The organism is Nitrosomonas sp. TNE100, from assembly GCF_055387135.1.
The window spans coordinates 1,250,958-1,262,281 of sequence record NZ_AP040997.1 but is presented as its reverse complement, the minus strand read 5'-3'; the positions used below and the strand labels follow the sequence as shown (position 1 = coordinate 1,262,281).

General features: G+C 47.3%; 13 protein-coding genes. 12 read left to right on the top strand and 1 reads right to left on the bottom strand.

The features are described 5' to 3' along the window. The first annotated feature begins 69 nt into the window (after positions 1-69). The 3 genes from ACZ5EJ_RS06090 (at position 70) to ACZ5EJ_RS06080 (ending at position 4,411) form a co-directional block, all read left to right on the top strand. Entirely contained in the window at positions 70-1,872 is a 1,803-nt protein-coding gene (locus ACZ5EJ_RS06090; RefSeq protein WP_074455644.1) for a patatin-like phospholipase family protein, read from the top strand. 117 nt (positions 1,873-1,989) lie between these two features. Continuing rightward, positions 1,990-3,094, top strand: a protein-coding gene (prfB, locus tag ACZ5EJ_RS06085) for a peptide chain release factor 2 (protein WP_110332638.1) whose coding sequence is annotated in 2 segments (ribosomal slippage) — positions 1,990-2,070 and positions 2,072-3,094 — 1,104 coding nt in all. Because the reading frame shifts where the segments join, the coding sequence is not laid out codon by codon here. 57 nt (positions 3,095-3,151) lie between these two features. Beyond that, a complete protein-coding gene (locus tag ACZ5EJ_RS06080) occupies positions 3,152-4,411 on the top strand; it encodes a putative Na+/H+ antiporter (RefSeq protein ID WP_011634374.1) in 1,260 nt (419 codons plus the stop codon). A gap of 108 nt (positions 4,412-4,519) precedes the next feature. Here the strand turns inward: ACZ5EJ_RS06080 and ACZ5EJ_RS06075 are convergent, their stop codons facing one another. Then, positions 4,520-5,521 carry a 2-hydroxyacid dehydrogenase gene (locus ACZ5EJ_RS06075; RefSeq protein ID WP_041353486.1) on the bottom strand — a complete coding sequence of 334 codons (1,002 nt, stop codon included), beginning with the start codon at positions 5,519-5,521 and terminating at the stop codon, positions 4,520-4,522. A gap of 132 nt (positions 5,522-5,653) precedes the next feature. On the opposite strand from ACZ5EJ_RS06075, the gene earP reads away from it, so the two are divergent. From earP to ACZ5EJ_RS06030, 9 genes are all read left to right on the top strand, one after another. Continuing rightward, positions 5,654-6,814, top strand: coding sequence for an elongation factor P maturation arginine rhamnosyltransferase EarP (gene earP / locus ACZ5EJ_RS06070; protein WP_011634372.1), 1,161 nt, complete (start codon positions 5,654-5,656; stop codon positions 6,812-6,814). Positions 6,815-6,888: 74 nt separating this feature from the next. Then, complete coding sequence (gene efp, locus ACZ5EJ_RS06065) at positions 6,889-7,446, top strand: elongation factor P (RefSeq protein WP_011634371.1); 558 nt, start codon at positions 6,889-6,891, stop codon at positions 7,444-7,446. A 300-nt stretch (positions 7,447-7,746) separates the two neighbouring features. Beyond that, complete coding sequence (locus ACZ5EJ_RS06060) at positions 7,747-7,887, top strand: hypothetical protein (RefSeq protein WP_166484996.1); 141 nt, start codon at positions 7,747-7,749, stop codon at positions 7,885-7,887. A gap of 21 nt (positions 7,888-7,908) precedes the next feature. Next, entirely contained in the window at positions 7,909-8,097 is a 189-nt protein-coding gene (locus ACZ5EJ_RS06055; RefSeq protein ID WP_049753106.1) for a hypothetical protein, read from the top strand. A gap of 110 nt (positions 8,098-8,207) precedes the next feature. Further along, positions 8,208-8,705 (top strand): 2-C-methyl-D-erythritol 2,4-cyclodiphosphate synthase, encoded by a 498-nt coding sequence (gene ispF / locus ACZ5EJ_RS06050; RefSeq protein WP_464556750.1) that lies wholly within the window; start codon positions 8,208-8,210, stop codon positions 8,703-8,705. Next, positions 8,705-9,238: an RNA 2',3'-cyclic phosphodiesterase gene (gene thpR, locus ACZ5EJ_RS06045; RefSeq protein ID WP_464556748.1), complete on the top strand. Its 534-nt coding sequence runs from the start codon at positions 8,705-8,707 to the stop codon at positions 9,236-9,238. Before ispF ends, thpR begins: the two co-directional genes overlap by 1 nt. Positions 9,239-9,252: 14 nt before the next feature. Beyond that, complete coding sequence (gene tsaB, locus ACZ5EJ_RS06040) at positions 9,253-9,924, top strand: tRNA (adenosine(37)-N6)-threonylcarbamoyltransferase complex dimerization subunit type 1 TsaB (protein ID WP_464556746.1); 672 nt, start codon at positions 9,253-9,255, stop codon at positions 9,922-9,924. Between the two features lie 2 nt (positions 9,925-9,926). Further along, complete coding sequence (gene rimI / locus ACZ5EJ_RS06035) at positions 9,927-10,415, top strand: ribosomal protein S18-alanine N-acetyltransferase (RefSeq protein WP_464556744.1); 489 nt, start codon at positions 9,927-9,929, stop codon at positions 10,413-10,415. A gap of 58 nt (positions 10,416-10,473) precedes the next feature. Then, the gene (locus ACZ5EJ_RS06030; RefSeq protein ID WP_011634366.1) at positions 10,474-11,211 is read left to right on the top strand and encodes a uracil-DNA glycosylase; all 738 of its coding nucleotides are present in this window, start codon (positions 10,474-10,476) and stop codon (positions 11,209-11,211) included. The last annotated feature ends 113 nt before the right edge of the window (positions 11,212-11,324 follow it).

The window sequence follows — 11,324 nt, the reverse complement described above, 5'->3', positions numbered from 1 at the left end:
CGGCTTGCTTCAAAAAGATTTTTCCAAAGAGACAGCTTTAGTGGAATTTCACCATAAAGGGGAAAGAAAATGATAGAAGCAACGGAATGTAATCAACGCTTGGGGCTTGCTTTATCGGGAGGGGGATTCAGGGCATCGTTCTATCATATAGGTGTGCTCGCACGCATGGCGGAACTGGGAATGCTAAAGCATGTGGAATCCATTTCAACTGTATCGGGTGGTTCAATAGTGGGCGCAGCCTATTACCTGTTACTGAAGATTTTGCTGGAATCCAAAGCCGATTGTGATATTACCGATTCGGATTATGTTGAGCTGGTACAAAAACTGGAAGAGCATTTTCTAAACGCAGTACAGAAAAATTTACGACTGCGAACTTTTGCCAATCCCTTCAAAAATATGCGCATGGCGCTTCCCAATTATTCCCGATCAGATTCGATCGGTGAATTATACGAGCGTTATATTTACCGGCCGTTGATAAATGTTGGTGATCGCCCCATACGAATGAGTGATCTGCTGATTCAGCCACAGGGAGTAGAACAACCTTTCCATCCATGTACTGTAAGCGGCAATCCTGGACGCAAGCATAAAGTACCCATACTCATGATTAATGCTGTCAGTCTGAATTCTGCGCATAGCTGGTATTTTACCGCCATGAGTATGGGTGAAGTACCTCCGAGAAATCCAATTTTTCGCGATATCGACAAAAGAGATCGTTATCGCCGTATGCGTTATGAGGAGATTACCTCCAGAGAACCTTATTTTCTGTTAGGAAACGCTGTGGCCGCATCAGCAGCGGTGCCTGGCATATTCCCTCCCATGGCTATTTCCAACTTATATAAGGATCGTCGCGTGCAACTCATTGACGGCGGTGCCTATGATAATCAGGGTATTGCGAGCTTGCTGGATCCTGATTATATGTGTACTGATTTCGTTGTAAGCGATGCTTCCGGCCAGGTTGCCGCAATGAATAACCCCCGAACTGATTTATTATCGGTTCTTGCCTCAAGCAGCTCAATTTTGATGAGGCGGGTACGGGAAGAGGTAGTGAACAATCTAATACAAATCCAGGATAAGCATGTTGCCTATTTTCATTTAACACACGGGCTATCCGCCAGCAAGATCAGTTGGCTACCTGGTGAGAAAATAGAGATTGAGATCGATTCTTCATCTTCTCAATTTGAAGTATCGGAGGAAGCGCAATATGCGTTATCACGCATTCGTACCGATCTGGATTCTTTTACTGAGGTAGAAGCAGATTGCTTGCAGGCAGATGGTTATCAAATGTCCCAATCAGCGCTTTTAAAGTTGAAGCCTTATGTATCATCTTCACACTTGCATGGAAACTGGCGATTCAGCCAGTATCAACCCGGACTGAAAGCAGGTGACTCCAGAATATTGAAGCGGCTGGAGCAAGGTCATCACAAATTTTTCAAGCCGATCATCTACGTACTGCAAGGGATTGCAGGCACCAAACAATCACTTGGCCTGTTGATGGTAAGCGTGCCGGTTATCCTGAGCCTCGCTATCATCTTTTTCCTGATTTATTTTTGTATAGAGTGGGGGTTTGGCGTCAGTACCTGGAAAATCGTCAGTGACCAGGAAAGTTTTCAAAAATTCGCATTGGATTTGGTTCCTCGAATTTATTGGTTCCTGGTGATATTTACCCTGTCGTTTGTTCTATCGAAAATGGCTGATGCACTGTTCAAAGGCAGTGGTAAATGGGTCAACCGGCTGTACACTGTATCGAAGGGGCCTATGTGGCTGATTACCAATGCGATCACCCGTCTTATCTTGCCTGTGATATTTACGATACCGATCAATATCTATCTCTATACGATTGACCGATACTTTATTAAAGTAATGGGAAAATAGAAAAAGATCACCCATGTGGTAGTGTCTTTAACTGATTATTATACTCGCATTCGTTTTGCCAGATTATGTACCAATTCGACTTACAGTATAATCAATGGTTTTGGATGAGATACTGCCATGGAAGCTGAACATATTAATACTTTGACCGAACAACTGGATGATTTAAAGCACAGGGGTGAAATTTTACGGAGGTATCTTTGACTTTGATGCCAAACAAGTACGGCTGACAGAGCTTGAGCGTCAATCTGAGGATCCTGCCATCTGGAATGACCCGGCGCGTGCTCAGGAATTAGGGCGCGAAAAAAAATCTCTGGAAAATATCGTGTTCACCCTGCGATCGATTGATCGCCAATTGCAGGACGCGCAAGAATTGCTGCAGATCGCTCAGGAAGAAAGCGATGATGAAACTTTGCACAGTATTTCCGAGGATGTAGCGGGACTTGCCAAAACGGTGGAAGAAATGGAGTTTCACCGAATGTTTTCGGACCCGATGGATCCCAATAACTGTTTCATTGATATCCAATCTGGCTCTGGTGGAACGGAAGCACAAGACTGGGCTTCGATGTTGGAAAGAATGTATTTGCATTATTGTGAACGACGTGGCCTGGCAGTGGAATTACTGGAAGAATCTCCCGGCGATGTGGCTGGTATCAAGAGTGCAACAATCAAAGTAAGCGGTGAATATGCCTATGGTTACTTGCGCACGGAAACCGGTGTCCACCGGCTGGTGCGTAAATCTCCCTTTGATTCAGGAAATCGCCGGCATACTTCCTTTGCCAGCGTATTTGTCTATCCGGAAGTAGATGACAGTATAGAAATCGATATCAACCCGGCGGATCTGCGAGTGGATACTTATCGCGCTTCCGGAGCGGGTGGGCAGCACATTAACAAAACTGATTCAGCTGTCAGAATCACGCATATTCCAACCGGGATTGTTGTTCAATGCCAAAGCGGACGTTCCCAGCATCGGAATCGTGCCGATGCTATGACAGTGCTGAAATCTCGCCTATATGAAGCGGAATTGAGAAAGCGCAATGAAACCAAACAAGCGATCGAAGATTCCAAGACGGACATTGCCTGGGGGCACCAGATTCGCTCCTATGTTCTGGATCAATCCCGCATCAAGGATTTGCGCACCAATATCGAGGTTGGCAATACTCAGGCCGTACTGGATGGAGACTTAGATGTGTTCATCGAAGCCAGTTTAAAGCAAGGTGTATAGCGCCCATGACACGGATTGGTGTAAAAATAACTCAAAGTAATATTCCTGGATAAAGTGATGACACCGACTGCTGTGGAATTAATTGGTACGATATTGTTTGTTCTGGCTATTTTGCACACGTTTACTACCGGTTTTTTTAAGCGATTGGCCTCTATCCAGCCGACTCACGCCGGGCTGTGGCATTTGCTGGGCGAAGTGGAGGTGGTGTTTGGCTTCTGGGCGATGGTACTGGTTGTCATGCTGTTTATTGCCGATAGTGAAAAAGCAGCAGTACATTACATCGATTCACGTAATTTCACCGAGCCGATGTTCGTTTTTGCCATCATGGTGGTTGCAGGAACTCGCCCTATCCTGCGAACAGCAACGATTGCTGTGGATTTTTTCGCCCGTATCATACCCTTGCCGGGTAGCATGGGATTTTACTTTACCGTGTTAACACTGGTTCCCTTGTTTGGTTCATTTATCACGGAACCGGCAGCCATGACACTAGCCGCGCTGATCCTGGCCGAACGTATCTTCATGAAAGGAATCTCCACACACATGAAATATGCTACGCTGGCTGTACTATTCGTGAATATTTCTATTGGTGGCACACTCACACACTTTGCCGCTCCTCCAATTCTGATGGTGGCCGGAAAATGGGGCTGGGATACTATGTTTATGCTGTCAACATTCGGCTGGAAAGCAGTTCTTGCCGTTGTTGTAAACGCCTTATGCATAACACTGCTATTCCGCGAAGAATTGCGGTTGTTGCCAGAAACAGAGGAAAGTAACCGTAGTGATACTGTTCCGTTTGCCCTGACATGTATACATCTGGCTTTTCTCGTAGGTATCGTAATTTTTTCTCACCATCCTGCCATATTTATGGGGCTGTTCCTCTTTTTTCTAGGGATTGCTCATGCTTATCAACATTATCAGGATCGTTTGATCTTGCGTGAAGGACTGCTGGTGGCTTTTTTTCTGGCCGGGCTGGTGGTATTGGGTGGCCAGCAGCAATGGTGGCTGCAGCCAGTATTGATGAGTATGACCAGTGATCAGATGTTTCTGGGTGCAACCATTCTGACCGCTTTTACTGATAACGCTGCGCTGACCTATCTGGGTTCGCTGGTTGAAGGATTATCCGATAGCCATAAATATGCCCTGGCTAGCGGAGCAGTGACAGGAGGTGGTTTAACTGTTATTGCCAATGCCCCGAACCCGGCAGGAGTAACCATTCTGCGCAACCACTTCGATGATGAAGCAGTGCATCCATTCAGATTGCTGCTGTTTGCACTGCTGCCTACCTTCATTGCTGCACTGTCTTTCCGATTGTTGTAATTTGGAAATTTTTTGGTAGCATAATTTCTAATCAAGTTGCAGGCCGGCGGCATTCGGAGCCTTGCAACATATTGGCTCCCATACAACTCATAGGTGGATATTGGAAGATTATCCATTGTCCTTACTGACTGCATTAATCAGCACCTCTCCATCTATAAACTGCCTTACGTTATCCAGTGTTGTAAGGGCAATCTGACTGAGTGCTTCCTGGGTAAAAAACCCCTGGTGCGCAGTAATCAGGACATTGGGAAAGGTCATGAGCCGGGCAATAGTGTCATCATGGAGGATCTGTTCAGAGAGGTTTTGGAAAAACAGATCGGCTTCCTGTTCGTAGACATCAATACCCAGATAACTGATTTTTCCTGTTTTTAACCCGGTGATTACGGCCTTGGTGTCGATTAATCCGCCACGGCTGGTGTTGATCAGCATGATGCCCGCTTTCATTTGTGCAATCGTTTCGTTGTTGATGAGGTAGCGTGTTTCTTCATTGAGTGGGCAGTGCAGCGAAAGAATATCGCATTGGGGGAAGAGCTCGCTCATGGGGACATACGGAATGCCCATTGCTTCCACAGTTGGTTTTTTTATCGGATCACAGGCCAAAATGTTGCAGCCCAGGCCATGCAGGATGCGGCAGAATACTTCCCCGATATGGCCGGTACCAATGACGCCCACTGTTTTCTTGTAGAGATCGAAACCAAGCAAGCCGTTCAGCGAAAAATTCTGTTCGCGGACACGGTTATATGCCTTATGCGTTTTGCGGTTGAGTGTCATGATCATCGCCAGCGTATGTTCTGCCACGGCGTGAGGGGAGTAGGCTGGTACCCGTACTACTTTGATATTACACGCCTGAGCTGCTTTGAGATCCACGTTATTAAAGCCGGCGCAGCGTAGGGCGATGAGCTGAATATTCAATTGAGACAGCTGGCGGATAATATTTTCATTAAGTGTATCGTTGACGAAAACACAAACTATCTCACTTCCTCTGGCAAGGGATACAGTGTACTCAGTCAGTTTTTCTTCCATAAAAATAAGTTCAAGGCGCGAATCGGCTTGATGTTTGAGGAATGATTCACGGTCATACGGTTGAGTGCTGAAAAAGGTGATTTTCATTGGCATATTTCCGGCAGGAACAGCAAGATAAATAGAGGGCAAGGGGTGATTCTTTCGATGAAAATAACGTATCGGGAAATGCCCGGAATGTCAAACAGGGTAATGCTGCGGCTTATCTGATTAAAGAAAAAAATGATGCGCTGGGATATTTTCTGTCATGTCGTTGATAATTATGGAGATGTTGGTGTTTGCTGGCGTCTGGCACGTCAGCTGGCTACAGAATTTGGCATGACGGTGCGTTTGCTGGTGGATGATTTAGGGTCATTACAGCGAATTTGTCCGGAAGTTGATAGTAATCTGACAGCTCAGTATATCCGGAACATACAAATTCTACATTGGATTGAGCCGTTTCCAAATCTTGTGCCGGCAGATGTGGTGATTGAGGCGTTCGGCTGTGAATTACCAGCCAATTATGTAATGGCAATGGCAATGGCTGTGGCTTCATCCCAGGCGGTAGATTCTGTGGATATGAAAGAGAAGGAAGGGTGCATGTGGATCAATCTGGAGTATTTATCTACTGAATCATGGGTGGAAGGTTACCATAGGCTAGCTTCACCGCATCCACGCCTGCCATTAACCAAATATTTCTTTTTTCCTGGTTTTACTGCGGCAACTGGGGGAGTGATACAGGAGGCGGGGTTGTTTGCACAACGCGATTCCCTGCAATCTGATCCGGCAAAACTGTGGCACGAACTGAGTATTCCTGTTCCTGCTTCTGACGAAACTATCGTTTCCCTGTTTTGCTATGACCATGCGCCAGTTGGTCATCTGTTGGAAGCATGGGTCATTTCAACTTCACCCGTGCGATGTTTGTTGCCGGAAGGTGTGGCCTCGCGACAAGCAGCTGCATGGGCAGGACAATCACGCCTGGTGGCAGGGGATAGCGTGCAGCGCGGTAATTTGGTGTTGCAGGTGCTTCCCTTTGTGCCACAAGAAAATTATGACCGTTTATTGTGGGTGTGCGATTGTAATTTTGTGCGGGGCGAAGATTCCTTCGTGCGTGCGCAGTGGGCAGCGCGGCCAGTAATCTGGCAAATTTATCCACAGCAGGAAGATGCGCATCTTCCCAAACTTGAGGCCTTTCTGAATCTTTATTGCCAGGGATTGGTCCAAGAAGCAGCTGATGTGCTGCGAGCACTGCATCAAGGCTGGAATAATAATAAACAGCTGGACTGGGATAATTTCCGGCGATACCACAAGGCGTTGCAACAACATGCCATAGCATGGGCTGAACAGCTTGCTCAGGCTCCTGATTTGGCTTCCAATCTGGTGAATTTTTGCAGAAACCAGTAGTTATTTCTTCATTACATTGGGGAAGTCAAAGTATAATATCCTTTTTTTTCCTTGACTTATATTGATTAGAATAGATGAAAACAGCTCAAGAACTTCGTGTAGGTAATGTGTTTATGCTCGGCAGAGACCCTATGGTTGTGCTGAAGACCGAATTCACCAAATCCGGGCGTAATTCCTCGGTTGTAAAAATGAAATACAAGAATCTGCTGACAGAATCACCTGGCGAGGCAGTGTATAAGGCAGATGATAAATTCGATATAGTCGTGCTGGAGAAAAAAGAGGTGAGCTACTCGTATTATGCCAGCCCCATGTATGTATTTATGGATGCCGAGTTCAATCAATATGAAGTTGAAGAAGAAACCATGAGTGATGTACTCAGTTTTCTGGAAGATGGCATGCCGTGCGAAGTTGTGTTTTATAATGACAAACCTATTTCAGTTGAAATGCCGAATTCTGTCGTGCGCGAAATTATTTACACTGAACCTGCAGTCAAAGGCGATACATCAGGCAAGGTAATGAAATCAGCCAAAATTGTTACTGGCTTCGAGTTGCCGGTACCGTTGTTTTGTGAAATCGGTGACAAGATCGAAATTGATACTCGCACACGCGAATATCGCAGCCGTGTCAAATAAACCCAGAATAATCAAATGTTTTTCAAGCTGCTCCGAATAATCCTGTTCTGTTCAGAGCAGCTAAAAATCAAGAAAACAACAATCAATTTGGATTTAAGGAGTCTCTGCACGAATCCTTTCATAAAGAGTGATTTTTTACTCAGATTGAGCGTTTGCCTCCTTGATCAGAGTTTATTGTCCTGATCGAACCGTACTACCCGACAAATGGATGCCATGGCGAGCAACCACTACCACTGAAAAATATGTTGCGCGTGCATATTGCCTACAGCTGCTCTGATCCGGGCATGGAAGATACCCTTGATGAGATTGCGCCAGATCTGCCATTTTGAACTGAATCGCATGCTTGACGAAAGCGCTATACTGCGTTTTCGTCACCTGCTGGAACAACATAACCTGGCTCAGCAAGGTTTTGCCACTGTCAATCGCCAACTAGCAGCCTAAAATCTGTTTCTCAAACAAGGTATGATCGTCGATGCCAGCCTGATTGCCGCACCACCTTCTACCAGGAATACTGAGGGTAAACGCAAGCCTGAAATGCACTCAAGCAAGAAAGGCAACTCATGGCACTTTGGTGCCAACCTGCTGTGTAGCGAAGAAACGCTTGTCCTGGGTGATGCCGGTGTTACCAGGGCTTGCTTGGCCATGCGATAATCGCAGATTCTATCCGTACAGGAGTGTGCAGGTGGGGCAATCAGATGATTTCTGCTGTTTCCTCAGAACTTGAGTAGCTTGCTCACTTCAGAACATATTACCCAGTTATCATGAAAAAAATCAGAATCGGACAAGGGTTTGATATTCACCAGTTAGCTGCCGGGCGTGAGCTTGTCATTGGTGGCGTGACTATTCCGTATGAGAAGGGTCTGCTGGGCCACTCGGATGCGGATGTGCTGCTGCATGCCTTGTGTGATGCGCTGCTGGGTGCTGCCGCCTTGGGGGATATTGGCAAGCATTTTTCCGATACCGATGCACGTTATAAAGATATTGATAGTCGCAAGCTGGTGTGTAAAGTTCACCGGTTGCTGGCTGAAACGGGTTATCGTGTTGTGAATATCGATGCGACGATCATTGCCCAAGCACCTAAAATGGCCCCCCATATTCCCGGAATGATAGCCAACATTGCACAGGATCTCGCCATGCCTGCTGGAAATATTAATATCAAGGCAAAAACTGCCGAGAAACTCGGTGCTGTCGGGCGTGGTGAAGGTATCGTAGCGGAAGTGGTCTGCCTGATCGCTAACAGGGGCGAAGCACAGCCATAATGCCCGGCGCTGCTCATCCTGTCAGGCTGTTCCTTGCATTGTGGCCACAGGACATCGCAAGAGATCAATTGGCCAAACTGGCGCGGCAGCTGGCGGATGATTGTTCAGGTCGTTGCATTCAACCGAAAAATCTACATCTGACATTGGCATTCATGGGCGAAATCGATCAAGGTAATATTCCACGATTGTGTCAGGCAGCCCCGGCTATCCGGCAATCTCCATTCAATTTGACTCTGGATAAGGTTTGCTTCTGGAAAAAAGCCGGAGTCGTGGTGGCCGGGACAAGCCAATGTCCAGCAGAATTAACTACTCTTGTGCAGGATCTGCAGCACTTGCTTTCTGCCTTGAGAATCCGGTATGACGACACATATCCATTTACACCACACGTCACGCTGGTAAGAAATGTAAGGCACTGCAGCTTGCCTGATTCAATCCAAGCGATTGATTGGCCAGTGACTCAATGGTCGTTGGCACAATCTCGGCAGACACCATACGAATCAGTCTATCAATCTCTTGCAGACTGGGCACTGTGAACCACAGGATTCCGATGAACATCATTGCGTTTGATACTTCTACCGAATACTGCTCCCTGGCTCTGTGGCTGAATGGAGACATTATTAGCAGGGAAGAGTTGGCGGGCCAGCGCCATTCCGAATTGTTATTGCCAATGCTGCAAACCATGCTGACTGAAGCCGGTGTTGCCTTGAGTCAGATTGAGGGCATCGCTTTCGGAGCTGGCCCGGGTTCCTTTACCGGGTTGCGCATTGCCTGCGGCATTGCCCAGGGATTGGCTTTTGCACGGGATATTCCGGTGGTTGGGGTGAGTACACTGGAAGCCCTGGCACAACAGGTAGATGCGTCTCAGGTGCTGGCGGCGCTGGATGCGCGTATGGGTGAACTTTATTTTGCAGCTTATGAAAAAAGAGAAATCGGCTGGTTTCCTGTTCATGCTCCGCTACTATGTCGGCCGGAAACAGCTCCAGGGGTAATCGGAGACGGATGGACAGGATGTGGTAGTGGTTTTGATCTGTATCAATCTGTTTTGTCAAACGTTTACAGCGAAAATTTGCAGCAGATTATTCCCGATTGTTATCCGCATGCGCGTGAAATTGTGCAACTGGCAGCGATTAAATTTGCTAATGGTGAGGGTAGGGCGGCAGAAGAGGCGCTGCCAGTGTATATCCGCAACAAGGTGGCACTGAAGGAAAGCGAACGGTAACGATGGCACAGATCAGGGCACGCCCTTTTCAGATCAAAATTCGTGAAATGCGTTTGAGTGACCTCGAACAGGTTATTTGTATTGAGCACGGAATTTTTCTTTTTCCATGGTCAATCGGCAATTTTAGTGATTCAATCAAGGCGGGTCATCATTGCCAGGTGATGGTGCAACAGCAGGGTGCCGAGCCGGATACTGATTTGGTGATGGGTTACAGTATTCTCATGATCGGGCCAGGTGAAGCGCATGTGCTGACACTGGGTGTGGGTTACGCCTGGCAAAATCAGGGTCTGGGTGGAGAGATGTTGCGCTATCTGATTGAACTTTCCAGGAAACACAGAGCAGAATTTATATTACTGGATGTGCGTGAGTCCAATACCGGTGCGGCAAATTTGTATCGGCGACTGGGATTCCAGCAAATTGCCGTGCGCAAGGATTACTATCCGGCGATGTGCGGACGCGAGGATGCGCTGATCATGAGGCGGGAGCTATGATGCCGAGAACCCCGGATACCCTGATTTCTCATCCTGTTTGATCAGGAAAGATTCAACCATGGATCCCAATCGTCTCAAAGAATTAGGCTTATTACCCGTGTGGCGTGTCAGGTCGAATGCTATTCTCGGACAGCCATCTGTTCAATCGTCTGATTCAAAAGAGAATCCGGCTGCGCACACAGAAACCGCTGTGGAATCTTCTATAGTTGATGACCGATCGGCTTTAATTGCGCGTGCAAACTGGGAGCAGCTGCGGCAGATGGTTAGCAGCTGTACCGCTTGTCCACTTTGCCAGACGCGTAAGCAAACGGTATTTGGTGTGGGTGATGAACAGGCAGACTGGCTGTTTATTGGAGAAGGCCCGGGGGCCCGGGAAGACCTGCTGGGTGAACCGTTTGTCGGCCAGGCCGGGAAGCTGCTCGACAGTATGCTGCAGGCGATTGATCTCGGGCGCGAACAGGGTGTTTACATTGCCAATATCGTTAAATGCCGCCCACCGGATAATCGCAACCCGCTGGAAATGGAAGCACAGCAGTGCCGTCCCTATCTACTGCGCCAGATTGCATTGATTCAGCCTAGGTTGATCATAACCTTGGGTAAGGTGGCTGCCCAGAATCTGCTGGCGACAGGCGACAGCATTGCCAGCCTGCGTGGTAGATTGCATGAATTTGCAGGCATTCCCCTGATTGCGACCTACCATCCGGCCTATCTGTTGCGTTCGCTGACGGACAAGGCCAAGGCATGGGAAGACTTGTGCTTTGCCCGCAGAACCATGCAGGCTTTGCGTGATAAGTAATGTCATTCATCAGGGTAAGATTGATTTGCATTGGATCCAATCTTTAATAGATTATCTGAGCTTAATCCACTCATGAATATTGAATGAGTAGTGTGAATTATGAAGGTTGCTGT

What these genes read in the sequence shown, in the direction of transcription:
- ACZ5EJ_RS06090 (WP_074455644.1), top strand. Translation starts at nt 70, where the DNA reads ATGATAGAAGCAACGGAATGTAATCAACGCTTGGGGCTTGCTTTATCG.
- ACZ5EJ_RS06080 (WP_011634374.1), top strand. Translation starts at nt 3,152, where the DNA reads ATGACACCGACTGCTGTGGAATTAATTGGTACGATATTGTTTGTTCTG.
- ACZ5EJ_RS06075 (WP_041353486.1), bottom strand. Translation starts at nt 5,521, where the DNA reads ATGAAAATCACCTTTTTCAGCACTCAACCGTATGACCGTGAATCATTC.
- earP (WP_011634372.1), top strand. Translation starts at nt 5,654, where the DNA reads ATGATGCGCTGGGATATTTTCTGTCATGTCGTTGATAATTATGGAGAT.
- efp (WP_011634371.1), top strand. Translation starts at nt 6,889, where the DNA reads ATGAAAACAGCTCAAGAACTTCGTGTAGGTAATGTGTTTATGCTCGGC.
- ACZ5EJ_RS06060 (WP_166484996.1), top strand. Translation starts at nt 7,747, where the DNA reads ATGAGATTGCGCCAGATCTGCCATTTTGAACTGAATCGCATGCTTGAC.
- ACZ5EJ_RS06055 (WP_049753106.1), top strand. Translation starts at nt 7,909, where the DNA reads ATGATCGTCGATGCCAGCCTGATTGCCGCACCACCTTCTACCAGGAAT.
- ispF (WP_464556750.1), top strand. Translation starts at nt 8,208, where the DNA reads ATGAAAAAAATCAGAATCGGACAAGGGTTTGATATTCACCAGTTAGCT.
- thpR (WP_464556748.1), top strand. Translation starts at nt 8,705, where the DNA reads ATGCCCGGCGCTGCTCATCCTGTCAGGCTGTTCCTTGCATTGTGGCCA.
- tsaB (WP_464556746.1), top strand. Translation starts at nt 9,253, where the DNA reads ATGAACATCATTGCGTTTGATACTTCTACCGAATACTGCTCCCTGGCT.
- rimI (WP_464556744.1), top strand. Translation starts at nt 9,927, where the DNA reads ATGGCACAGATCAGGGCACGCCCTTTTCAGATCAAAATTCGTGAAATG.
- ACZ5EJ_RS06030 (WP_011634366.1), top strand. Translation starts at nt 10,474, where the DNA reads ATGGATCCCAATCGTCTCAAAGAATTAGGCTTATTACCCGTGTGGCGT.